26 protein-coding genes and 1 pseudogene are annotated in these 22,738 nt (G+C 62.4%); 14 read left to right on the top strand and 13 right to left on the bottom strand.

Annotated features, from left to right (window positions below; genetic code table 11):
* Positions 1–39: 39 nt before the first annotated feature.
* The gene (locus tag QR290_RS18620) at positions 40–606 is read right to left on the bottom strand and encodes a chorismate mutase (RefSeq protein WP_289203323.1); all 567 of its coding nucleotides are present in this window, start codon (positions 604–606) and stop codon (positions 40–42) included.
* Between the two features lie 147 nt (positions 607–753).
* Between QR290_RS18620 and QR290_RS18615 the strand changes: the two genes are divergently transcribed.
* Positions 754–2,109 (top strand): MATE family efflux transporter, encoded by a 1,356-nt coding sequence (locus QR290_RS18615; RefSeq protein ID WP_289203322.1) that lies wholly within the window; start codon positions 754–756, stop codon positions 2,107–2,109.
* 57 nt (positions 2,110–2,166) lie between these two features.
* Here QR290_RS18615 and QR290_RS18610 read toward each other — a convergent pair whose 3' ends face one another.
* Complete coding sequence (locus QR290_RS18610; RefSeq protein WP_289203321.1) at positions 2,167–3,609, bottom strand: amidase; 1,443 nt, start codon at positions 3,607–3,609, stop codon at positions 2,167–2,169.
* A 122-nt stretch (positions 3,610–3,731) separates the two neighbouring features.
* Between QR290_RS18610 and QR290_RS18605 the strand changes: the two genes are divergently transcribed.
* A complete protein-coding gene (locus QR290_RS18605) occupies positions 3,732–4,637 on the top strand; it encodes a LysR family transcriptional regulator (protein WP_289203320.1) in 906 nt (301 codons plus the stop codon).
* A gap of 53 nt (positions 4,638–4,690) precedes the next feature.
* On the top strand, positions 4,691–5,248 hold the full coding sequence (locus tag QR290_RS18600) for a YceI family protein (protein WP_289203319.1): 558 nt from the start codon (positions 4,691–4,693) through the stop codon (positions 5,246–5,248).
* A gap of 6 nt (positions 5,249–5,254) precedes the next feature.
* On the opposite strand, the gene QR290_RS18595 is transcribed toward QR290_RS18600, so the two are convergent.
* Entirely contained in the window at positions 5,255–5,482 is a 228-nt protein-coding gene (locus QR290_RS18595; RefSeq protein ID WP_115078432.1) for a YXWGXW repeat-containing protein, read from the bottom strand.
* Between the two features lie 183 nt (positions 5,483–5,665).
* Here QR290_RS18595 and QR290_RS18590 point away from each other — a divergent pair, with 183 nt between their 5' ends.
* Positions 5,666–6,352, top strand: a complete 687-nt coding sequence (locus QR290_RS18590) for a GNAT family N-acetyltransferase (protein ID WP_289203318.1) — start codon at positions 5,666–5,668, stop codon at positions 6,350–6,352.
* 296 nt (positions 6,353–6,648) lie between these two features.
* On the opposite strand, the gene QR290_RS18585 is transcribed toward QR290_RS18590, so the two are convergent.
* Positions 6,649–7,281 (bottom strand): TetR/AcrR family transcriptional regulator, encoded by a 633-nt coding sequence (locus QR290_RS18585; protein ID WP_289203317.1) that lies wholly within the window; start codon positions 7,279–7,281, stop codon positions 6,649–6,651.
* Between the two features lie 100 nt (positions 7,282–7,381).
* On the opposite strand from QR290_RS18585, the gene QR290_RS18580 reads away from it, so the two are divergent.
* Positions 7,382–7,966, top strand: coding sequence for an NAD(P)H-dependent oxidoreductase (locus tag QR290_RS18580; RefSeq protein WP_289203316.1), 585 nt, complete (start codon positions 7,382–7,384; stop codon positions 7,964–7,966).
* A gap of 3 nt (positions 7,967–7,969) precedes the next feature.
* On the opposite strand, the gene QR290_RS18575 is transcribed toward QR290_RS18580, so the two are convergent.
* Together QR290_RS18575 and QR290_RS18570 are read right to left on the bottom strand one after the other, a co-directional pair.
* On the bottom strand, positions 7,970–9,088 hold the full coding sequence (locus tag QR290_RS18575; RefSeq protein WP_289203315.1) for a P1 family peptidase: 1,119 nt from the start codon (positions 9,086–9,088) through the stop codon (positions 7,970–7,972).
* 39 nt (positions 9,089–9,127) lie between these two features.
* Positions 9,128–10,231 carry a polyamine ABC transporter substrate-binding protein gene (locus QR290_RS18570; RefSeq protein WP_289203314.1) on the bottom strand — a complete coding sequence of 368 codons (1,104 nt, stop codon included), beginning with the start codon at positions 10,229–10,231 and terminating at the stop codon, positions 9,128–9,130.
* A 112-nt stretch (positions 10,232–10,343) separates the two neighbouring features.
* Here QR290_RS18570 and QR290_RS18565 point away from each other — a divergent pair, with 112 nt between their 5' ends.
* Positions 10,344–11,117 (top strand): helix-turn-helix transcriptional regulator, encoded by a 774-nt coding sequence (locus QR290_RS18565; protein ID WP_289203313.1) that lies wholly within the window; start codon positions 10,344–10,346, stop codon positions 11,115–11,117.
* A 6-nt stretch (positions 11,118–11,123) separates the two neighbouring features.
* On the opposite strand, the gene QR290_RS18560 is transcribed toward QR290_RS18565, so the two are convergent.
* Positions 11,124–12,065, bottom strand: a complete 942-nt coding sequence (locus QR290_RS18560; protein WP_289203312.1) for a class I SAM-dependent methyltransferase — start codon at positions 12,063–12,065, stop codon at positions 11,124–11,126.
* Positions 12,066–12,253: 188 nt separating this feature from the next.
* Here QR290_RS18560 and QR290_RS18555 point away from each other — a divergent pair, with 188 nt between their 5' ends.
* Together QR290_RS18555 and QR290_RS18550 are read left to right on the top strand one after the other, a co-directional pair.
* Positions 12,254–12,667, top strand: a complete 414-nt coding sequence (locus tag QR290_RS18555; RefSeq protein ID WP_115078423.1) for a response regulator — start codon at positions 12,254–12,256, stop codon at positions 12,665–12,667.
* A gap of 63 nt (positions 12,668–12,730) precedes the next feature.
* Positions 12,731–13,399: an HAD family hydrolase gene (locus QR290_RS18550; RefSeq protein WP_289203311.1), complete on the top strand. Its 669-nt coding sequence runs from the start codon at positions 12,731–12,733 to the stop codon at positions 13,397–13,399.
* Here the strand turns inward: QR290_RS18550 and QR290_RS18545 are convergent.
* Positions 13,393–14,016, bottom strand: a complete 624-nt coding sequence (locus QR290_RS18545; RefSeq protein WP_289203310.1) for a methyltransferase family protein — start codon at positions 14,014–14,016, stop codon at positions 13,393–13,395. The genes QR290_RS18550 and QR290_RS18545 overlap by 7 nt on opposite strands.
* Positions 14,017–14,266: 250 nt before the next feature.
* Here QR290_RS18545 and QR290_RS18540 point away from each other — a divergent pair.
* A pseudogene (locus QR290_RS18540) lies at positions 14,267–14,545 on the top strand (pyridoxal-phosphate dependent enzyme); the annotation flags it as partial.
* A gap of 286 nt (positions 14,546–14,831) precedes the next feature.
* Here QR290_RS18540 and QR290_RS18535 read toward each other — a convergent pair.
* Positions 14,832–15,203: an endonuclease domain-containing protein gene (locus QR290_RS18535; RefSeq protein ID WP_289203309.1), complete on the bottom strand. Its 372-nt coding sequence runs from the start codon at positions 15,201–15,203 to the stop codon at positions 14,832–14,834.
* Between the two features lie 127 nt (positions 15,204–15,330).
* Between QR290_RS18535 and QR290_RS18530 the strand changes: the two genes are divergently transcribed.
* Entirely contained in the window at positions 15,331–15,930 is a 600-nt protein-coding gene (locus QR290_RS18530) for a DinB family protein (RefSeq protein ID WP_115078419.1), read from the top strand.
* Here the strand turns inward: QR290_RS18530 and QR290_RS18525 are convergent.
* Positions 15,845–16,771, bottom strand: a complete 927-nt coding sequence (locus QR290_RS18525) for a LysR substrate-binding domain-containing protein (protein ID WP_289203308.1) — start codon at positions 16,769–16,771, stop codon at positions 15,845–15,847. The genes QR290_RS18530 and QR290_RS18525 overlap by 86 nt on opposite strands.
* Positions 16,772–16,834: 63 nt before the next feature.
* Positions 16,835–17,728 carry a LysR substrate-binding domain-containing protein gene (locus tag QR290_RS18520; RefSeq protein WP_289203307.1) on the bottom strand — a complete coding sequence of 298 codons (894 nt, stop codon included), beginning with the start codon at positions 17,726–17,728 and terminating at the stop codon, positions 16,835–16,837.
* A 112-nt stretch (positions 17,729–17,840) separates the two neighbouring features.
* On the opposite strand from QR290_RS18520, the gene QR290_RS18515 reads away from it, so the two are divergent.
* Genes QR290_RS18515 through QR290_RS18505 form a run of 3 tightly spaced genes read left to right on the top strand, consistent with a single transcriptional unit; the run spans position 17,841 to position 20,093 of the window.
* Entirely contained in the window at positions 17,841–18,863 is a 1,023-nt protein-coding gene (locus QR290_RS18515; protein ID WP_262161189.1) for an aldo/keto reductase, read from the top strand.
* Entirely contained in the window at positions 18,860–19,657 is a 798-nt protein-coding gene (locus tag QR290_RS18510; protein ID WP_007952959.1) for an SDR family NAD(P)-dependent oxidoreductase, read from the top strand. The genes QR290_RS18515 and QR290_RS18510 overlap by 4 nt, the downstream gene beginning before the upstream one ends.
* Positions 19,658–19,682: 25 nt before the next feature.
* Positions 19,683–20,093: an SRPBCC family protein gene (locus QR290_RS18505; protein ID WP_064597619.1), complete on the top strand. Its 411-nt coding sequence runs from the start codon at positions 19,683–19,685 to the stop codon at positions 20,091–20,093.
* 45 nt (positions 20,094–20,138) lie between these two features.
* On the opposite strand, the gene QR290_RS18500 is transcribed toward QR290_RS18505, so the two are convergent.
* Positions 20,139–21,533 (bottom strand): sensor histidine kinase, encoded by a 1,395-nt coding sequence (locus tag QR290_RS18500; RefSeq protein WP_207983173.1) that lies wholly within the window; start codon positions 21,531–21,533, stop codon positions 20,139–20,141.
* Positions 21,511–22,194: a response regulator transcription factor gene (locus tag QR290_RS18495; protein WP_115078413.1), complete on the bottom strand. Its 684-nt coding sequence runs from the start codon at positions 22,192–22,194 to the stop codon at positions 21,511–21,513. The genes QR290_RS18500 and QR290_RS18495 overlap by 23 nt, the downstream gene beginning before the upstream one ends.
* 190 nt (positions 22,195–22,384) lie before the next feature.
* Here QR290_RS18495 and QR290_RS18490 point away from each other — a divergent pair, with 190 nt between their 5' ends.
* Positions 22,385–22,693 carry a hypothetical protein gene (locus tag QR290_RS18490; RefSeq protein ID WP_407682003.1) on the top strand — a complete coding sequence of 103 codons (309 nt, stop codon included), beginning with the start codon at positions 22,385–22,387 and terminating at the stop codon, positions 22,691–22,693.
* Positions 22,694–22,738: the final 45 nt, after the last annotated feature.

Here is a 22,738-nt window from a genome sequence, read left to right as displayed (position 1 = left end):
TGACTATCGACGCCAGCAATGAGTGCCAAGACCCTTGTTCTAGGGCACCAGAGCCCGAATGCACAGCTCTCCGGTGGCGCGGGTCAGGGCCAGATCATGCAGCGCATCACGGGTCAGACCGCTGCGCGCCTTGGCCAGCCATGCCGGGCAGTTCGGGTCGTGGCGGTAGGGCGTGAAGGCGGCGTATTGCTGCAGCAGGCGGGTTTGTAATTCATCCAGACGCGGGCGAATCTGCTTGCCCAGATCCGGGCGCGGCGTGTCCGGCGCGGCACCGGCTGCCTGCCACTGTGCGAGCAAACCGTACTGCACCAGTTTGTTGGCCTCCATCTGCGCGGCGATCAACTGCGCGACATCTTCCGGATCGAGCTTGCGTTCGGTGGCGAGCTTGCGGGCGTTGTCGATCACCTGCGCCTCACGGGGACTGTCCTGGATCGGCTTGCCGCTGTCCCATTTGGTCAGGGCGACGAGATCGCCGATGTTCAGGCGTTCGTTCAGAGTGTTCATCAATCCTTGCACCACCTCGGGCGAGGGCGCGGGGCCGGCGTGCACGGTCGTCGCCAGTACAGTCAATAAGGTGCAACTCAGCAGAAACGGGGAACGGCGCATGGGAGGGATTCACTTCCTGTCGTGATGGGGAGGCTATGCACATTGATCGAGGTGCAGATTACGAAGTTTTAATGCAAACGGGTACGACCTGAACTGCATTGCATACCTTAGACTCTGTCATCAGCTCCCACCCGAGACGGACCCTCAATGCAAACCCCCGCTCAATCCCCCCTCTGGAAAACCTACCTGCTGTTCCTGGCCCCGATGGTGCTGTCGAACTTCCTGCAATCAATGTCGGGCACGGTCAACAGCATCTACATCGGCCAGATGCTCGGCACGCAGGCGCTGGCGGCGGTGTCCGGGATGTTTCCGATCATCTTTTTCTTTATCGCGCTGGTCATCGGTCTGGGCGCCGGGGCGGGGGTGCTGATCGGTCAGGCGTGGGGGGCGCGTGAGTCGCATATGGTCAAGGCGATTGCCGGGGCGACGTTGTTGCTGGGGGTGTTGATCGGGCTGGTGGCGGCGGTGCTGGGCAGTGTGTTTGCGCGCCAGGCTTTGCAGGGTTTGGGGACGCCGGCGGACGTGCTGGATGATGCGGTGGCCTATGCCCGCGTGATGATGTGGACCTTGCCGGTTGTGCTGGTTTACGTGCTGTTCACCCAGTTGTTGCGCGGGGTGAGCGACACACTGTCGCCGATGCTGGCGCTGCTGCTGTCTACCGTGGTCGGGCTGGCGCTGACCCCGGCGTTCATCCGCGGCTGGTTCGGCTTGCCGCAACTGGGGATTCAGAGTGCGGCGTTCGCCGGCCTGGCCGGTACGCTGGCGGCGATGACGTGGCTGTCATGGAGCCTGATCCGCAAGGGCCATCCGCTGGCGCCGGATCGCGAGTTCTTCGCGGCGCTGCGACTGGACGGCGCGATTCTCGGCAAGGTGTTGCGCATCGGTCTGCCGACCGGGGTGCAGATGATTGTGCTTTCGCTGTCGGAGCTGGTGATTCTGGCGCTGGTCAACCAGCACGGCTCGCAGGCAACGGCGGCCTATGGCGCAGTGACGCAGATCGTCAACTACGTGCAGTTTCCGGCGCTGTCGATTGCGATCACCGCGTCGATCCTCGGCGCCCAGGCGATCGGCGCCGGACGGCTGGAACGGATGGGCCCGATCCTGCGCACCGGGTTGTGGATCAACGTGTGCCTGACCGGTGGCTTGATCCTGGCGGGCTACCTGTTGTCGCACTGGTTGCTGGGGCTGTTCCTGACCGAGGACTCGACCCGGGCGATGGCCGAGCACCTGCTGCACATCATGTTGTGGAGCCTGCTGATCTTCGGTTTCCAGGCGATCATCGGCGGCATCATGCGCGCCAGCGGCACGGTGCTGGTGCCGGTGGGCGTAGCGATCATCTGCGTGCTCGGCGTGCAATTACCGGCGGCCTACTGGCTGGACGGACAGTTCGGTCTGCAGGGCGTGTGGATGGCGTTTCCGATCGCGTATCTGGGGATGCTGGTGTTGCAGACGCTGTATTACACACGGGTCTGGAAGCATCAGAAGATCGAGCGGTTGGTGTAAGACGGGTCGCCAGAAAACGCAGGGCCGTTCCTCAGGGGGAACGGCCCTTTTTTTACCTCATGATTGAGGATTTTTCCCGGCATGGATCAGCGGACGCCGCCGATGCCACGGCAATGCTTGCTCCAGCTGCGCGGCCAGCCGCAGCAAGACATCGTCAGCCCCGAAGCGGGCAGCCAGTTGCACGCCGATCGGCAACCCGCTGTGTGACATCCCCAGCGGCAATGAAATGGCGGGCGTCCCCGCCACGTTGAACACCGGGGTGAACGGCGAATGCTCAAACACTCGCGCCGTCCATTGGCGACCGTCCAGAAATTCCGCGCCGCGATTGTAGATGCCGATGGCTTGTGGCAATTGCGGCAAGGTCGGGGTCAGCAGGATATCGATGGATTCGAACCAGCTCGCGACTTGCCGGGCGATGCTGTTGCGCACTTCCAGCGCGGCAGCGAACTCCACGCCACGGGATTGTTCGCCGAACGCGTAGCAGGCCAGCGTGGCCGGTTCGAGTGTGCGGTGGTCGATGGCGCGGCCTGTGCTGCTGGCGAGGTGGTCGATCCAGCGCACCAGGCTGGCACACCAGATGTGCGCGTTGGCGTCGACGAAGGCCTCCCACGACAGGCCAAGCGGGGCCTGCGCGACGTCCACCTGATGGCCCAGCGCTTCGAGCTCGCGGGCGACGCGCTGGGTGACGTCACGGATTTCACTGTCGACGGCGGCGCCGTTCCATGGCATATCGAGCACACCGATTCGCAGCCGTCCCGAATCGCGACCGACCTGGGCCAGAAAGCCCTCAGCCGGTGCGGGCGTGTGGTACGGATCCCCCGGCGCGCAGCCTTGCACCACATCCATCAGCGCCGCGCTGTCACGCACGGTCCGCGACAGACCCAGTTGCACGCCCAACCCGGCGAACACTTCATCCATCACCGGCCCGTGAGAACTGCGCCCGCGCGTCGGCTTGAGGCCGATCAGTCCGTTGAACGCCGCCGGCACGCGAATCGAACCCGCCGCATCGGTGGCATGGGCGATCGGCACGATGCCGGCGGCGATGGCAGCCCCGGCGCCGCCACTGGAGCCGCCGGCCGAGCGCTGCGGATCCCAGGGATTGCGGGTCGGCCCTTGCAGGACAGAATCGGTCTCGGTGCTGAACGCCATTTCCGGGGTGGTGGTGCGGCCCAGGGTCATCAATCCGCCGGCGTTGAAGCGTTGCATCAGGTTCGAATCATTCTGCGCGACCACTCCTTGGGCGAGACGGCTGCCCAGTTCATTGCGTCGCCCGGCAGCGGTGATCGCCAGATCCTTGATCAGGAACGGCACGCCCGCCAAAGGCCCGCTACCGGTGGTCACCGTTGGTGTCCAGTGTTCGATCACCGCGTTGATCGACGGGTTGACCTGCTGCACGGCCTCGATGGCCAGAGCGGCCAGTTCCTCGGCGCGAACGTCGCCCGACGCGATGAGTTGCGCCAGGCCGATGCCGTCATGTTCGGCGTATTCGTTGAGATTCATCAGAGGCACTCCAGGAAAGGAGCAACGATCTTAGGTCGCAGGTCTGGCCGTGATTAGCCCATAATCGCGGTATGCAATGTGCTGCTATTGGCACAATCCTTTGATTGGCGGAAGACCTGAAAATGATCGGTGACCTGAATGACACACTGATTTTCGTGCGCGTGGTTCGCCTCGGCAGTTTCACCGCCGCCGCCCATGCGTTGCAGATTCCTAAGACCACGGTCAGCCGTCGGGTGCGCGAGCTGGAACAGGTCATCGGCGTGCAGCTGCTGCGTCGTACTACGCGTCAGTTGAGCCTGACCGAAGCGGGCGCGGTGTATTACGAACACTGCAAGGCCCTTGCCGATACCCTTGAACTCGCCGAGCGTGCGGTGCATCAGTTACGTGACGGGCCGCGCGGCTGGTTGCGGGTGACGGTGCCGTTTTCGTTCGGGGTCAGCTGGTTTGCGCCGTTGCTCGCGGGATTTCGTCAGGCGTATCCGGAAATTCGTCTGGAGGTTCTGGCCTCCCATGTACCGCTGGACCTGGTGGGGGAGGAAATCGACGTGGCGCTGCGTCTCGGTGCGTTGCCGGATTCGAGCCTGATCGCCCGCCGGCTGGCGAGTTTTCCCACGGGCATTTATGCGGCCCCGGATTACCTGGCGCGGCACGGTATGCCGGACAACCCTGACGAACTCATTCAGCATCAGACGCTGACGCTGCATCAGGCCCGGCGTGATGTCGGCTATGTCTGGCCGTTGCGTCGCGAAGGTGCGCGCCTGAAAGACTATCGCGTCGAACCTTGCATTCTGGCCAACGATCCGGCGCTGCTGCATGACGCGTTACTGGCGGGTGAAGGGCTGAGCCTGGGAATGGAGCAGAGCATGAAGGCTGATGTGCAGGCCGGACGTCTGGTCCGTGTGCTGCCGCAATGGATCGGCCCGCCGCAGGATCTCAACGCGGTGACGGCCCGCGAGCATCTGCCATCGCCCAAGGTGACGGCGCTGATCGGCTACTTGAAAGCGCGCATGGCCGACGAAGTGGCGTAACCGCCGGATGTTTGCTTAAGTCATTCGAGACCCATCGGGCGCCGGAGCATTCCATGTCGATTCGATTGTTGTTGGCGGCCGCGTGTTGCCTGATCGTCGTCCCTGCCGCATACGCGGTGGAGTACAACCGGGTCAACACCACCGCCAGCCAGATCAGTTTCACCTACAACCAGATGGGCTCGCGGATGTACGGCACGTTCGGCAAGTTCGACGCGACGCTGGACTTCGACACCGACAACCTCGCCAGTGCCCGCACCACGCTGCACATCGACCTCACCAGCATCGACGCCGGCAGTGAAGACGCCAACACCGAGCTGGTGAAACCGGCATGGTTCGACACCGAAAAATTCCCGGTGGCAGTGTTCGAATCGACCCGCTTCAGCCCGGCCGGCGACAACCGTTATCTGGTCGACGGCCACCTCACCCTCAAAGGCATTACCCGTGAGGTGCAGGTGCCGGTGCAACTCAAGCCCGACAGCAGCATCGGCATCTTCGACGGTGAACTGGTGCTCAAGCGCGACGAGTTCGGCCTCGGCGCGGGGGAGTGGGCGGACACCGTGGTGTCGAAGGACATCGACATCAAGTTCAAGGTCGTTGCCCCCGCGCAGTGACCGGCCTCAATACGCCCGCCAATGCCCCGGCATCCAGCGCCATTGGTTACCGGCCCAGCGGTAATGCCCGGCGACCCAGTGATAGCCCGGTGCAGGCATCGCCGGGACCACTTCGACGATCGGTGGTGGTCGATGCGGGCGAGCCGGTTCGACGACACAGCCTGACAGAGTGATTGCCACCAGCGTGGCGGCGAGCAAGGTTTTCATGGTTTTCGGGGAACGCAGAACGTTCATGACAACTCCTCAAGGCCTGCGTCGGGAAATCAACGCAGCTGAAAAATTGGACGCCAAATCGGCGAAAAATCCGTTTTCGGGCAGATGAAATTTTTGTCAGGCTTGCACAAGGTATGATGTCGCGGTTCGCCGATCGCTCAACCCGCGCGGCAACTTGTGTTTTACCGTTGGAGTCCGCCCGTCATGCCCCGCATCACCCACTACAAATCCCCATGCCCCGAAGGCGTCAACAGCCAGATCCTGCAGATGGTGGTCGACAACCTGACCGCCATCAGTGCCATCGGCCTTGGCCCGAGCAACCTGCTGTACAACGTCTATCAATACGCGGTGGGCTACGAGGTGCATCTGTATCTGGAGGCGTTGAACGGCGAGAAGGGCACCGAAGTGGAACTGCTGGTAGCCACCGACGACGATGATCCGGAGCAAGTGACCGGCTTCCTGTTGTACCTGCCGGTGCAGGGTGATTGGGAGGCGTGCAACGTGGCCTATCTGGCGGTGCGCGAGGGGCATCGGCGCCAGGGCGTGGCCCGTGTGTTGATCGCGGACATGGTGGCGCGTTACCCCCATGCCGAGCTGACCTGCAGCGTCGGCAAGGTGCCGTATTTCGAGGCGCTGGGCTTTGAAGTGCTGGGCCAATTGGAGACGCAGGTGCTGATGAGCACCCGGCATTACCGCAGCAACGGGCTGCGCGGTTTCATCGACACCACACCGATCTACCGTTCGCTGGAAGTGCAGCAGATCCACACTTATCTGCTGCAAAAACACGGCAAGCGGGCGATGCTCGATGCCGAGAAACAGCGCGACCGGCATCTGGATCAGGTCACTCGCCGCACCGAAGAATTTGTCCGCCAGCGCCTGACCGTTCACTGATCCCTTTTCTTTGAAACGACAAAAGCCCTTGTTGCGATCCGCGCAGCAAGGGCTTTTTTGTGCCGGTGATTTCAGGACAGTTTCACGTTCATGGTGATGCTGATTTTCAGAGACAAAAAAAGAGCCTCAAGACTCTTTGATGGGGAGGAAGTAGAGCCCGCGAGGCTCAAGATGCGCATGAAGCCAGGTGCGGGCTTGATTGGGGTTCAGAGCACCCGCACCTACGCAGCAGCTTGGCGGACCAGGCGACTGCGTAGCTCCATCGTAGGAAGGTGAGGTGATGCGCTCAAGTACCGTCAGTCACCTGCATTTGAGGCGCGGGCGGTGGCTCTTTCGACCATCGCAATGATGGTCGCGAACAGCTCGTCACGGGCCTGTTCGGCGCTGATTTCGTCGGTGGCGGCTGCTTGCGACAGGGCTTCGGCGGCGCCGAGCATGGCGCGTAATCCTGGCTGTCCGATCTCTGCGCCGTCAGCGAAAGGCGAGAGCACGCGGCGGCATTTTTCCAGGAAAATCGCCTCGTATTCGCGTTTGATCTTCTCCAGTTCCGGCGTGCTCGCCAGGGCGGCAATCACCCCCGGAATCTCGTTGCCCTGGGTCAGCACGCAATCGACATACGCCGTGGCAATTACCGTCGCGGTGCCGCTCAAGGTCGCTTCGGCATTGGCCAGCGCTGCGTCCATGAGCGCCGTCTGGCGCCGATCGAAATCCTGATACAGCGCAGCCAGCAAACCGGCGCGGGTGGTGAAGTGGTCGTAGACCACCGGTTTGGTCACACCGGCCTTTTCCGCCAGATAGCCGAGGGTCAGGGCATCGGTGCCTTCTTCGCGAATCAGTTGCCAGGCCATGTCGAGTAACTGGCGCTGGCGGTCTTCCCGGGACAGGCGTCGACGGGGTTGTGCGGGTTCAGGGATTTCAGTGGTTGACATTGCTTATATACCAAACGTAACTTACTGAGAGTAACTTACCAATCGTAGCTTATTGAAAGGATAAGCCCTTGGTCAGCAATCACCAACCGGAGATTTCCCCATGCACGCATTGATTGTTGTAGATCACGATGATCCACGTTCGCTGACCCACGCGTTGGCGCAACAGATTGCCAAAGGCCTGTCGGAAAGCGATCCCTCCAACACCTTCGAAATAGCCGACCTGCACGCCGAGGAATTCGACCCGCGCTTCGGCGTGGCCGACTGGGCGGTGCATCACCGCGAATCCGCTCCACCGCAAGACGTGCTGGCCGAGCAGGCACGCATTGACCGCGCCGATGCACTGGTGCTGGTCTATCCGGTGTTCTGGTGGTCGATGCCGGCGCTGCTCAAAGGATGGATCGACCGGGTATTCAGCAACGGCTGGGCGTACGATTTCGACGGTGACAAGACGATGAAGAAGCTCGGACGATTGCGCGTGCACCTGGTTGCACTCGGCGGGGCGGATGCGCGCACTTACGAGCGCCACGGTTACGGCACGGCGATGAAGACGCAGATTGATCACGGCATTTTCGATTACTGCGGGGCGGCGGTAGCGAGTTCGGCGTTGTTGCTGGAGTCCGAGTCGAGCGATCCTGCGATGCAACTGCAGGCGGCGCGCGAACTCGGACTTGGGTTGTTCCGCTGAATGTCAGCGAGCGCCCGGCCAGCCGGCTTTTTCGAGGGCAGCGAGCAGGGTGGCAGCATCCAGCCCCGGCACCGAATGCCCGTTGCCTTCGGTGCTCTCGCTGGCCAGCAAGGCATTGATGATCGCTTCTTCCACCGCCTCGGTCGCTGCCAGAAACAGCTCGCTGATGTGATCGTTGTTGACCATCCGCAAGCCGTCGCAAGTCGACGCGCCTTTGCCTTCGTAAGCGGCGGGCGGGATATGACCGTTGCCGGTGGCGAAGGCGATGAAGATGTCGCCGCTGTGATCCTCATTGCCGCCGCCAGTACGCGCCAGACCGAGGCTCGCCCGTTGCGCCAGCCGCGTGCATTGATGCGGCAACAGCGGCGCATCGGTGGCCAGGCACACCACGATTGAACCCATGCCCGGATGCGGTAAAGAGGCGCGCAGGAACGGCGAATCCACCTGTTCCATGTAACGCCCGACCGGGTAGCCGTCGACCCGCAACTCGCTGCGAATCCCGTGGTTGGCCTGGACGATGGCGCCCACAGTCCAGCCGCCCTGAGCCTTGCTCAATCGGCGTGATGCGGTGCCGATCCCACCCTTGAATTCATGGCAGATCATGCCGCTGCCACCGCCCACCGCGCCTTCCTGCACCGGGCCGTCAACGGCATTGCTCATCGCATCAGCCACATGTTTGGGCTTCACATGAAAGCCGTTGATGTCGTTGAGCAAACCATCAAAAGTTTCCAGTACCACCGGCATGTTCCAGTACAGGCGACCGTCATCCGGCTGCTGCGCGCGATCCAGTTCGATCAAGGCATCGCGCACCACGCCGAGGCTGTGGGTGTTGGTGAAGGCGATCGGGCTGGTCAGCAGGCCGGCTTCGCGAATCCATTCCAGTCCTGTGGCATCACCGTTGCCGTTGAGGACGTGGACGCCGGCAAAACACGGCTGGGCGTTGGTCGAGCCGGCGCGTGGTTCGATCAGGGTGACGCCGCTGCAGATGTCACGACCGCTGGCGCTGCTGCCGCGCACGTTGCTGTGGCCGACTCGGACGCCGGGTACGTCGGTGATGGCGTTGAGCGGGCCGGGCTGCAATTGGCCGATGCGGATATGGAGATCGCGGGCACGTGGTTTCATTGATGTTCTCTCTGTTGAAGGCAGTGATTTGAAGGGCTGTTATTGGCCGTTCTTGACCTTGCTCCACACCCGCGTGCGCACCCGTTCGGTGGCTTTGGGCAAGGGCTCGAGGGTGTACAACGTGGCCATCGCCGTGGCGGACGGATACACCGCCGGGTTGTCGCGGGTGGTCTGGGCAACCAGCGCCGTGGCGGCGCGATTGCCGTTGGGGTAGGACAGGTGATCGCTGACCGGCGCAATCACTTCGGGCCGCAGCAAATAGTCGATGAACGCCAGGCCCTGGGCCGGATGCGGCGCGTCCTTGAGCAGCACCAGCGTGTCGAACCACACCGGCGCGCCTTCCTTGGGCAGGCTGTACTGAATTTTCACGCCGTTGCCGGCCTGCTCGGCGGTGGTCTTGGCTTCAAGCATCGCGCCGGACCAGCCGACCGCCACGCAAATGTTGCCGTTGGACAGATCGCTGATGAATTTCGAGGAATTGAAGTAGGCGATGTGCGGGCGCAGTTTCAGCAGCAGCGCTTCGGCTTTCTGATAATCCTCGGCCTTGGTGCTGTTGGGTGGCAGACCGAGATAGTGCAACGCGACCGGGAGCATTTCCGACGGTGAATCAAGCATCGCCACGCCGCACTCGCCGAGCTTGGCCAGGTTCTCCTCCTTGAACACCAGATCCCAGGAATCCACCGGGGCCTTGTCACCCAGCACCGCGCGCACCTTGTCGACGTTGTAGCCGATGCCGTTGGTGCCCCACAGATACGGCACGGCGTACTGATTGCCGGGATCGTTATTGGCCAGTTTGCCGAGCAGATCGTTGTCGAGGTTCTTCCAGCCCGGCAGTTGATTGCGGGACAGCGGGGCGAGGGCGCCGGCCTTGATCAGGGTCGGCAGACTGAAGTTGCTCGCCACCACCACGTCGTAGCCGCTGTGGCTGGTCATCAGTTTGCCTTCCAGCACTTCGGCGCTGTCGAAGGTGTCGTAGACCGGTTCGATGCCGCTGTCGCGCTTGAAATCATGCAGGGTGTTCGGGCCGATGTAGTCGTACCAGTTGTAGACATGCACGCTCGGCGCATCGGCCGCCTGCGCGCTCAGCGCTGCGGACAAAACGCCCATCAGACCCAGGTTGATATACCCACGATGACCACGCATGATGCGGCACTCCTGGCCTGTTGGCAGGCCGGTGATGAACAGGAGTGGTCAGCCTATCGGGCAGGCTGCGCCGCACCCATTCCCATCATGGGTTACTCAAAAGGGGTAGTGCGTGGACGCGTTGCTGCAGGAATTGCCGGTGCATCAGAGCCTGTCGCGGGTGTTCACCACGGTCGGTCAGGACGGTTTCTGGCGCGCGCTGGTCGATACGCTGCGGCTGCTGGTGCCGCTGGACAACGCGCTGGTGGCGGTGATGCAGACGGGGCGCCCGCCGCAATTGCTGATCGACTTCGATAGCCAGGGTCGTGCCGACGAGCAGGAAGAACTGGCCGGTTACTGTGCCGGCATGTATCTGCTTGATCCGTTCTATCAGGCTGCGGTCGCCGGGATCGTCGACGGTCTGCACAGCCTCGCGTCCGTGGCGCCGGACCAGTTTCTGCACAGCGAGTACTACCTGAGCTACTTCCGCACGGTGGTCGGGGCGGATGAGCTGCAATTCATGATCAACCTCGATGGCGGCGTGCTGGGCTTGTCGATGGGCCGTTCGACCGCGTTCAGTTTGCAGGAGCAGGGGCGCCTGCTCTGCGTGCGCGACTGGGTGCTGTCAGCGATGCGCCGGCATGTGCAGTTGATGCCACCGCAAGGCGCCGCGGTCGAGGCGCCGGTCGGTGATATTGCGGCGCTGCTCGACCGCTTCGACGCCCGTCTGACCGCGCGCGAGATCGATACGGCGCGCCTGATTCTCCAGGGCTTTTCCAGCAAGGCCATCGCCCAGCACATGAACATTTCGCCGGAGACCGTGAAGGTGCACCGGCGCAATCTCTATCACAAGCTCAACGTCACCGGGCATGGCGAGTTGTTTGCGCTGGTCCTGCGCCCACGCTGAGAAGGGTCAGCCGATCTGTTTGAACAGCAGCGCCTTCAGGCCGCTTTCCGGGTCGATATCCGGAAACTCCGGCGGGTTTTCCAGCCGTTTCTCGAAGCGCAGGCTCGGCGCTTCCTGGGTCACGCCGTCGATCAGGAAGTCCGGACCGAACGAAGGATCGTTCATACAGGCCAGCACAGAGCCCGGCGCCGTGAGCAATTCCGGCAGACGACGCAGCACGCGCTGGTAATCCTTGGTCAGCAGAAAACTGCCTTTCTGGAACGACGGCGGGTCGATGATCACCAGATCGTACGGGCCGCTGTTGATCACCTTGCCCCAGGACTTGAACAGGTCATGTCCGAGGAAACTCACCTTGCTCAGGTCATGCCCGTTCAACCGGTGATTGTCGCGGCCCCGGCTCAGCGCGGCGCGGGACATGTCGAGGTTGACCACATGGCTGGCGCCGCCCTCGATGGCCGCCACCGAGAAGCCGCAGGTGTAGGCGAACAGGTTCAGCACCCGTTTGCCCGCCGCCTGTTCGCGCACCCAGTTGCGGCCATAACGCATGTCGAGGAACAGCCCGGCGTTCTGCTTGCGGCCCAGATCCACGCGATATTTCAGCCCACCCTCGACGATGGTCATTTCGTCGATTTCTTCCCCCAGCAGCCATTCGGCAGTGCTCTGCGGCAGGTAACGGTGCTGGATCAGCAGAGTGTGGGCGCCGGACTGCTGCCATGGCGCCGAACCGGTGATTTCCAGCAACAGACGCTTGAGGTCTTCCAGCTGCGAAGCCTCGGGTTCCTTGAACAACGACACCAGTACCACGCCTTGCAGCCAGTCCACGGTGACTTGCTCCAGCCCCGGCCAGCAACGCCCGCGCCCATGGAACAGGCGCCGGGTTTCGGCCGGCGCCGACGTCAGCGCGGTGAGCAGGTGAGCATGGAGAACGGCGAGGGCTTGAGGGTTCATCAATCGGGATCGGCCAACAAAAGGGCGCGCATTTTAACCGCAATTACACGGCGGCGACTGCCCGTTGACCGGGTGTTATCGAAAAGTCCTGTATCAAAAATGAATTTCTGTAAAAGGCGCTGCTCATACCAGATAAGCAGCGGGATCAAGCCGCTAAATCGTTCATGCAATTCAGGGAGTGCCAGTTCATGTGTCCAATTCAGACGTCGAGCGCGCACCTTCCTGGCGGGTTGATTCTGGTAGTCGAGGACGATCCGTTGATTCTGGAGTTTCTGTGCGAAATTCTTCAGGAGGAAGGTTTCAAGGTCGAGCCGCAGACCAGTGCCGATGCGGCTTCGCAATATCTGGAGAAACACGCGCCGGAAGTCGCGCTGCTGCTCACCGACATCACCATGCCCGGCACGCTTAACGGCGCCGATCTGGCCAATCTGGTCGGTGATCGCTGGCCGGACAAACCGGTGATGGTCATGTCCGGTTATGAAACACCGGAAACCTCGGGCGTGAAGCATCCGGTGGCGTTCATCAAGAAGCCCTGGGCCATCGGCCAGTTGCTCGATTGCGTCGACGGTGCGTTCAAATCCAAGGCGCCGCGGCTGCACTGAAGCGTTCCGCAAGTGCTACATTGCCGGGCATCGTTGCCCGGCCCCTTGCGAGGAAGTGATCTTTTGTCTGCTCACGATGCTGTTTTCAACCGCGCGTTCGGCGCGTTCCTGTTCGACATGGACGGCACCGTCCTCAACTCCATCGCCGCCGCCGAGCGGATCTGGTCCGCCTGGGCCGTGCGCCACGGGGTGAACGTCGAAACGTTCCTGCCGACCATCCACGGCGTGCGCGCCATCGACACCATCACGCGTTTGAACCTGCCGGGCGTGGACGCTGAGGCGCAAGCTGCGTTCATCACCGAGGCGGAAATCGAAGACGTCGAAGGCATTGTCGAGATCCCCGGCGCGGCGGTGTTTCTCAAGTCGTTGCCGGCGGATCGCTGGGCCATGGTGACTTCGGCGCCACGGGATCTGGCGTTGCGGCGGATGGCGGCGGCGGGGATTCCGGAGCCGGCAGTGATGATCACCGCCGAGGACGTGACCGCCGGTAAACCGGATCCGGCGGGTTATCGGCTGGCGGCCAGACGTCTGGGCCTGGAACCGGCGGACTGTCTGATTTTTGAAGACGCCACCGTCGGCATTCAGGCCGCTGAAGCCGCCGGCGCGCCGCTGATGATCATCACCACGACTCACCAGCATCCGCTTGAAACCGCGCACGCGACCATCGCCAGTTATCGCGACATCGCGCTGAGTGTCGACAGCGACGGCCAGTTGCGCCTGCAACCTCAATAAACGCCGGGCACCAAGCGCCAGCTGCGCGCGCAATAGGCGTCGTATTCGGCGCCGAACTGCGTGCGCAGCAGGGCCTCTTCGGAGTGGATGCGGGCGATCAGCGGGATCAGCGTCAGCGCCGCCAGCAATAGGCCGACCACTGAACGAAACGCCAGCGCCCAGCCGATCGCATTGATCACCAGCCCCAGATAACTGGGGTTGCGCAGATGCCGGTAGATGCCCTCGGTCACTAACCGATGACCCAGCACGAACACCGGCCACAAGCGCAACCCGCCACCAACGATAAACAAGAACGCGCCCAGCCAACGGGTGCCTTCGCGGCCGACGGTCCAGAAACCGATGCGGTCGCAGTAAGCTGGCAGAAAGGCGCTGACCAGTCCGATCACGGCGAACGCCGGAATCACCCAACGATTGGCCCGGTCCTCGCGCTCGCCGGTGCTGAGGTTCACTTCCGTGAACAACGACGCCACCACCATGGCCAGCGTGGCCAGCGCCACCACGACCAACGCGCCGTGAGAAAAGAACACCGCCACGCCACCGATGCCCCACATCGCCAGGCCCAGGTAGGCGAGGGTGGCGAGCACCGCGACCACGGTCATTTGCGCAGACATTTTCATAGGCACCTCACGGCTGTTCCGTTCAGTGTAGATCCCGGCACGATCCCCGGCGTTTAACCGCTGGCGGGGCCGTGGACTAAACTTCAGGCAGAGACGTTCCGATCATCCGATCCGCCGCTTCGGGAGTCCGCCATGCTGCACATCCGCACGCCGCTGATCCTCCATCCGACCCTGTCGACCGCGTCCCGGCGCATCTGGTTGAAACTGGAAAACCTGCAACCGTGCGGTTCGTTCAAGCTGCGCGGGATGGGCCCTTGGTGCCGCGCAGGTGGCGGCTTGGCCGGTAGAGCATATCGCCGAGTTCGATCATGAATGCCTGGTGCTGTCGGATGACGACGCGATCATGGGGGTGGTGCGTTACGCCGGTGACCTGCGGCAATTGGTGGAACCGGCGTGCGGGGTTTCGCTGGCGGTGGCGTACCTCGATCATCCGGCGCTGGCGGGGGCGCATGATGTGGTGGTCATTGTTTGTGGTGGGGTGAGTATCAGTGCGCAGCTGGTGGCGGGGTGGGCGCGGTTGGGGATTTGAATGCTCAGGGATTCCGTGTCGACCGCTTGCCCTCACCCCAGCCCTCTCCCGGAGGGAGAGGGTGCCGACCGAGGTGTCTTAAGAGGTACATCGACCTGAAATACCGAGTCGATTATGGATTCCAAGCATTGAGATAACGAGTCGATTATGGATTCCAAGTATCGACCTGAGGCACAGATTCGATTATGGATTCAAAACATTTCGTTCACGTCGGCGGATCCCTCCAATATCCCCCGATCGGTTCCCTCTCCCTCCGGGAGAGGGCTAGGGTGAGGGGGCTTCTGGATCAGAGCCGCAATCGACGCTCCTGCGCAATCCTTACAATCTGCTCCAACACGTCACTCATCTGCCGAATCACCTCCAGATTGCTAAACCGCACAACCTCAATCCCCAGCCGCTGAAGATAAACCGTACGCCGCCGGTCATGAATCTCTCCCGCCGCCTCAAAATGCTGTCCCCCATCCAGCTCCACCGCCAACTTCAATTCCACACAATAGAAATCCAGCACGAATGGCGGAACCGGCACCTGCCGGCGAAATTTCAGCCCGGCCACCTGCCGCGCCCGCAGCTTCTGCCAGAGCAACTGTTCGCAGTCGGTCTGTGAGGTGCGCAAATGGCGGGCAAACTGGCGTTGAGCGAGCGTCGGGCGATTTTGCATGCTTCACGTCCTTGTAAAGGGGATGGAGATTTCACTGTAGCCCCGACCAATAGTCAGCACCACCGCCATTCCCGCGAGAGCGGTCTATCCTAGGCGGAGCCCTTTTTTGTGCCTACGGTGACCCGCGATGATCAATCTGGCCACGGCCCATCTGCTCACGGACTACAAGACCTGGGCCAATCAGCGTCTGTTCGACAGCCTGCAAGCGTTGCCGGCCGGGGAGACCACGAGGGAGCGCAAGACAGTTTTCAAGAACATGATCGGTACGCTGAACCACATCTACGTGGTCGACCGGATCTGGCAGGCGCACCTTGAAGGGCGCGAGCACGGTTTCACGACGTCCCATGATCTGGTGCACGCCGACCTCGGCGAGTTGCGCCAGGCCCAGCAGGAAGTCGATGGCTGGTATCGCACCTGGAGCGCGCAGCAGACCGAGGCTTCTCTGAATCGCTCGATCGATTTCAAATTCGTGTCCGGCGATGGCGGCACCATGAATGCCGGGGCGATCCTGATGCACGTGATCAACCACAACAACTACCACCGTGGCTGGGTGGTGCAGATGTATTTCGAGATCCCGCAGATGCCGCCGATGACCGACCTGCCGGTGTACCTGCGCGAGGTCGATCCGGGGTTCAAGCCGATCAGTGCGCCTGTGGTGGAAGAGGCGCCGACATGTGATGGGCAATCAGCGAGCGCAGCCAGCGTTCCGCCGGATCGTTGTCGTTGACCCCGTTCCAGACCATCGACAGCTCCGAAGGCACGATGTCGAACGGCGGGTCGTCGGCGCGCAATACGCTGCTGCCTTCGACCAGCGCGCAAGCGGCGAAGTCCGGCACGGTGGCCAGCATGTCGGTGCCGGCCAGAATCGCCCGCAGCGGAGCGAATTGCGGCACCGCCAGCACCACGCGACGGGCGCGGTCGACTCGCGCCAGATCGTTGTCGATGGCCCCGCCAAGGTCCCCGGAAAACGACACCAGCGCATGGGGCCGTTCGCAGTATTCGTCGAGCGTCAGTGCGCCGGGACGATCATCGCCGCGCAGGATCTTGCAGCGCAGGTCCCGCAGTTTCTTGCGTTTGGCATTGGCCGGCAGTTCCGTGGTGTAGCTGACGCCGACGGAAATCTCCCCGGACGCCAGCATTGACGACATCAGCAGGAAATTCACCCGGCGGATCACCACCACCACGTCCGGCGCCTCTTCGCGCAATTGCTTGAGCAGCGGCGGCAGGAGGCCGAACTCGGCGTCGTCCGACAGGCCGATGCGAAACACGTCACGGCTGCTCAGCGGATCAAAATCCTTGGCCCGGCTGACGGCCCCGGAAATGGTGTCCATCGCCGGCTGCAATTCCTTGAGGATCGCCAGCGCCCGCTGGGTCGGTTCCAGCACGCGGCCGTTGCGCACCAGCAACGGGTCGTCGAACAGGTCGCGCAGTTTCGCCAGTGAAGCACTGACGGCGGGCTGGCCGAGGAACAGCTTTTCCCCGGCGCGGGTCAGGTTCTTTTCGAACATCAGGGTTTCGAAAATCACCAACAGGTTCATGTCCACGCGACGCAGGTCATTGCGGTTCATGCCGGGAGACTCGCTGGTTTTTTGAGTCTTCTCAGTAAAGCAGCAAAGTCTTGGGCTGTCGGGTCACTGGGCGGGATCGACCCCGGTCAATACCTTGCGAAACGTTTCCACCAGCGGCCGCAGGTTGATCCGGTGCCACGCCGCCCATAACGGCGTGGTGAACGCCAGCCACGGCACTTCCCGCAGCACCACGCCTGGCGGTGCGTTATGGCTCAGACCTTTCTGGATCATCGCAATCCCCAGGCCCGAGGCCACCAGCCCCAGCGCGGTAAACGGCTCGGTGGCCTGCATCCGCACATCCGGGGTGAAGCCCGCGCGGATGCAGGCGCTGACGAACTCATCGTCGGCGCCTTGGCGTGGCTGCACGCCAATCCATTCCTGGTTGGCCAGATCCGCCGGGGTCAGCGATGCCAGTTGATTCAGCGGGTGGTGTTCGGGCAGCGCCAGCAACATCGGGTCGTCCAGCACCTGAAAGCCCAGCAGGTCCGGGTCGTCGATCGTCGGCGGCTCACTGACCAACGCGATATCGAGGCTACGCTGACGCAGGCCTTCCAGTTGTTCGGCGGAACTCAGGTTGTACAGCGCGACATGCACGTTGGGTCGGTCGACCCGCAGCACGCGCAAGGCATTGGGCAACACCCCGGCGTGCATGGCGTTTTCGATGTAGCCGATGCACAAGCCGCCTTCTTCGCCACGGCCCAGACGTTTGCCGAGGGATTCCAGGCGATTGGCGTGGGTCAGCAGGGCGCGGGTTTCGGCGAGAAAGGTCTGGCCGTCGCGGGTCAGGCGGATGCGCTGCTGGCTGCGTTCGAACAGGGTCAGGCCCAGGCGTTCTTCGAGCTGGGCGATCTGCCGGCTCAGGGGCGACTGGGAAATGTGCAGGCGCTCGGCGGCGCGGCCGACGTGTTCTTCCTCGGCGACGGCGACGAAGTAGCGCAATTGGCGGATGTCGATCATGTAAGACCTTCAGGGACTCAAGTGCTGCTGATTATGTCTTGGACGGTCTGAGCGGCGCAATCTAGGATCTGCTCAACGGTCAACACCGACCACGACTTACGAGGACAGCATCATGAGCTTGAAAGACAAACTCCCCGGCCAACTCGGCTTCGGCACCGCGCCGCTGGGCAACATGTTCCGCGCCATTCCTGAAGAGGAAGCGCAAGCCACCGTGCACGCCGCGTGGGATGCCGGCGTGCGTTACTTCGACACCGCGCCGTTCTACGGCTCGGGCCTTTCGGAAATCCGCCTCGGCGAAGCACTGTCCCGCTACAAGCGCGACGACTATGTGCTCAGCACCAAAGTCGGCCGGGTGATTCTCGATGAAGTCGAAGACGCCGCCGCCCGTGATCTGGGCGAGAAAAGCGGGGTGTTCGAACACGGTCGCCCGAACAAGATCGTCAACGATTACAGCGCCGACGCCACCTTGCGTTCGATCGAAGACAGCCTCAAGCGTCTGAAAACCGATCGCCTCGACATCGTTTGGGTCCACGACATCGCTCAGGATTTCTACGGTGATCAATGGCTGGAGTACTTCAATCAGGCTCGCACCGGCGCCTTCAAAGTCCTGACCCGCCTGCGCGAAGAAGGCGTGATCAAGGGTTGGGGCCTGGGTGTTAACAAGGTCGAACCGTGCGAGTTGACGCTGGACCTGACCGAGGCGCAGCCTGACGGCTTTCTGCTGGCTGGCCGCTACACCTTGCTCGACCACGACCGCGCCCTGCAGCGCTTGATGGATTCGGCCCGGGCGCAGAACGTTGAAATCGTTGTCGGCGGTCCTTATAGCTCGGGGATCCTGGCTGGCGGTGCGCACTTCGAATACCAGAAGGCCAGTCCTGAAATCGTTGCCAGGGTCGAGCAGATCAAACGCATCGCCGCGACACACGGCGTCGATGTCAAAGCGGCTGCACTACAATTCTCGCTGGCCAATCCGGCCGTGGCGGCGGTGATTCCCGGCGCGAGCAAACCGGGGCGTATTGCTGAAGATGTGGCGGCGCTGTCGGCGGTCATTCCGGCCGGTTTCTGGCAGGCCATGCGTGAAGCGAAACTGGTGTCCGAACGTGCACCATTACCCATCGACGAGGTGAAAGCATGAAGATCGATCTGAGCGGAAAACTGGCGATTGTCAGCGGCAGCACGGCGGGCATCGGTTTGGGCATCAGCCAGTCGCTGGCCGAGGCGGGCGCCACGGTGGTGGTGATCGGTCGCGACGCGGCCAAGGTCGAACAGGCGCTGGCAAGCATTCGTGACAAGGTGCCGGGTGCGCAACTGCGTGGTCTGACGGCGGATCTGGGCACGGCCGAAGGCGCGCAGAAACTGTTCGCCGCCGAACCGAAAGCCGACATTCTGGTGAACAACCTCGGCATCTATAACGCCGTGGATTTCTTCGACGCGCCGGACGATGAGTGGACGCGCTTCTATGAAATCAACGTGATCTCCGGCGTGCGCCTGTCGCGGCATTACGTGCCGGCGATGGTCGAGCAGGGCTGGGGCCGGGTGATCTTCCTGTCTTCGGAGTCCGGCGTGGCCACCCCGGCCGACATGATCAACTACGGCGTGACCAAAAGCGCCAACCTCGCGGTGTCCCATGGCCTGGCCAAACGCCTGGCGGGCACCGGGGTCACGGTCAACGCGATCCTGCCGGGGCCGACCTTCACCGACGGTGTCGAGGAAATGCTCAAGGATGCCGCCGCCGAGTCTGGCCGCAGCCTGCGTGACGAAGCCGACGCGTTTGTGCGCCGGGCCCGTCCGAGCTCGATCATCCAGCGCGTGGCGGATGTCGAAGAGGTCGCGCACCTGGTCACCTACATCGCTTCACCGCTGTCCTCGGCTACCACCGGCGCCGCATTGCGCGTCGACGGCGGCGTTGTCGACAGCCTGACTATCTGAATTTATCGAGAGAGATTTTTTAATTATGGCAACAGCATCAGCAACGATCGACATCCCGGCTTCGGCCGATCAGGTCTGGCAATTGATTGGCGGCTTCAACACCTTGCCGGACTGGCTGCCGTTCATTCCCAACAGCGAACTGAGCGAAGGCGGGCGCGTACGCACCTTGCAAACCGCTGACGGTGGCGTGGTGGTCGAGCGTCTGGAGACGTTCGATAACGCGGGCAAAACCTACAGCTATTCGATTCTCCAGGCACCGTTTCCGGCTACCGATTATCTGGCGACGATTCGGGTCGAAGCCCAGGGGCAGGGCGCGAAGGTAACGTGGTCGGGACGCTTCACGGCCAAGGGCGTGAGCGATGAGGAAGTGGTGGCGCTGTTCAGCGGGATCTATCAGGGCGGGCTTGAGGCACTGCGCGCGAACTACCCCGCCTGAGTTTGACCACTGATCGTTCCCACGCAGAGCGTGGGAACGATCTCTTCAAGACTGTGAAATCAGGCTCTGCCGGCAATCCAGCACCAGCTTCGCCCCGCCCAGATCGCTGCGTCCCACCTCAAGGCTGAATCCGTGCAGGTTGACGATCGCCGCGACAATCGACAGCCCCAGTCCAAAACCATTCTGCAGCTGCCCACCCTCGGCGCGGTAGAAACGCTGGAACACCGCCTCCCGCTCCGACTCGGGAATGCCGGGCCCGGAGTCATGCACTTCGATCCGCGTATGCCCCGCATCATTGACCCCGCGCAACACCACCGTGCCACCGGCCGGGGTGAACTTGATCGAGTTGCTCAACAGGTTCGCCAGCGCTTCAAACAGCAACGCCCGATCCCCGTTCAGCATGGGCAGGGTTTCCGGCATGTTCAGCTCGAAACGCAACTCGTCGTCTTCGGCCAGTGGCAGATAGAACTCGTGCAATTCCTGCAGCAACAACACCGGATCGAGCTCGACAAACCCCGAGCGCCGCTGACGATCCTCAAGCTCCGAAATCCTCAGCAACCCGCGAAACCGCGCCATCAGCGTATCGGCCTCGGCCAGCACCAGATCCAGTTGCGCGGCTTCCGGCGAGCCTTCGCCGGCCTGTTGCTGCATGCGATACAACTGCGCGCGCAAACGGGTCAGCGGGGTGCGCAGGTCATGGGCGATGTTGTCGCACACGCCTTTGACTTCGTTCATCAAGCGCTCGATGCGATCGAGCATGGCGTTGACGATGGCGGCGAGCATGTCCAGCTCATCACGGCGATTGGACAGCGGCAAGCGGTGAGTCAGGTCGCCGGCGACAATCGACTGGGCGCTGGCCTGAATCGCCCGAATCCGCCGCAACGGCCGCCGACGCAGCAGATGCCAGCCGATGATCCCCGGCACAATCGTCAGTGAAACGCCCCAGAGCAACGCGTGCAGAATGATCTTCGTCACCGCGAACAGCGAACCATTGTCACGCAACAGCACCAGCCAGCGGCCGTCGCGGGTCGGGGTGGCTACTGCATCGCAGCTGTCATTGGGCAGAGTCGGATCGTCGGAGTCGGCGCATTCGCTGAGCATGTGGATCTTGCCGTCCAGCGGCAGACCCTCGGGAATTTTCTGCAACGCGCCGCCGAGGTAGCGATGCTGGGCGTCAAACAGACCGTAGGCGTCGATGCCGCGAATGTCGAAAGTCATGCTGGCGGCGAGCGCGTCTTCCAGTTGATCGCCGCGAAAGTGCGAAAACAGATGCTGACGTTGCATCAGCGAGTGCTTGGCCAGGTTGTCGAGATAACCGGAAACCTCGAAGTACATGACCCCCATGAGGATCGCACTCCAGGCCACGAACAACGAACTGTACAGCGCCAGCAAGCGGCTGCTGGAGGAACGCCAACCGTCAGACGGGTTCGGCAATGACATAACCCGAGCCTCGCACCGTGCGGATCAGCGGGACATTGCCCGGCGGGTCGATCTTCTTGCGCAGACGGCCGATGTGCACGTCGATCAGGTTGGTGCCGGGGTCGAAGTGATAGCCCCAGACCTCTTCGAAAATCATCATCCGCGACAGGATCTGGCCGCTGTTGCGCATCAGGAATTCCAGCAATTTGTACTCGGTCGGCAGCAGCGTCAGCACTTGCTCTGCGCGACGGGCCTCGTGGCTGATCAGATCAAGTTGCAGATCCGCCACCTGCAACGTGGTCGGTTGGGCGCCGTTGTTGTTCTGCCGGCGCAGCAACACTTCAACCCGGGCGGCCATTTCATCGGTGGCGAACGGTTTGGTCAGGTAGTCATCGCCACCGGCGCGCAAGCCACGCACACGCTCGTCGACATCGGAGAGGGCGCTGATCATCAGGATCGGCGTGGCCACGCCCATGGTGCGCAGAGTGGTGACGATGGCCAGGCCATCGAGTTCCGGCAGCATGCGGTCAAGGGTGATCAGGTCGTAGTTGCCGCTGACGGCGCGGTCCAGGCCTTCACGGCCGTTGTCGACCCAGTCCACGTCGAGGCCGTGGCTGCTCAGTTCGGCGACAATTTCCCGGGCGGTCACGGCGTCGTCTTCGATGGTCAGGATGCGAGTCATGGTGGGCCTGCTGGTCTGTTCAAACGCAATGGCAGCATTTTGCCAAGATTTTGCGCGGGCGCTTTAAATTAACTTTCATGTTTTAGCCGTCATTAGTCGCAGGCGCCGAATTATTTTGTGAAACGTTGATATCATCTGGCCACATTTTTCAAGGAGTGATGCCGTGAGCCGGTTGATTCGTGGTGGCTGGATGCCGATGGCCGGGATGTTGCTGGCGCTGCTGAGCGCTTCGGCACTGGCCGCCAACACCCCGTGTTCCGGGAAGAAGGGCGGCATCGCTCGCTGCGACGGCGATCTGTTCCTGTGCAATGACGGCTCCATCAGCGGCTCGAAGAAGAGCTGCGCCGCGATGTTCGGCATCCGCGAACAGGCGCGACCGCAACAGTTTCTGCAAAGCAACGATGGCTGTGATTGCGGCACCGGCTCGTTCTGCACCGGGCCGCGCGGCGGCGTGTATTGCCTGACTCCGAGTGGCAAGAAAAGCTACAAACGCAAATGACCGGCCTTTTGTGCCAATGCATAAAACCCGCTGTTCTCGACCCGT

Origin of the sequence: Pseudomonas fluorescens (assembly GCF_030344995.1) — a bacterium.
GTDB classification, from domain to species: domain Bacteria; phylum Pseudomonadota; class Gammaproteobacteria; order Pseudomonadales; family Pseudomonadaceae; genus Aquipseudomonas; species Aquipseudomonas fluorescens_BF.
The sequence above is the reverse complement of the archived record's forward strand: the minus strand, read 5'-3'. Positions and strand labels throughout refer to the sequence as shown.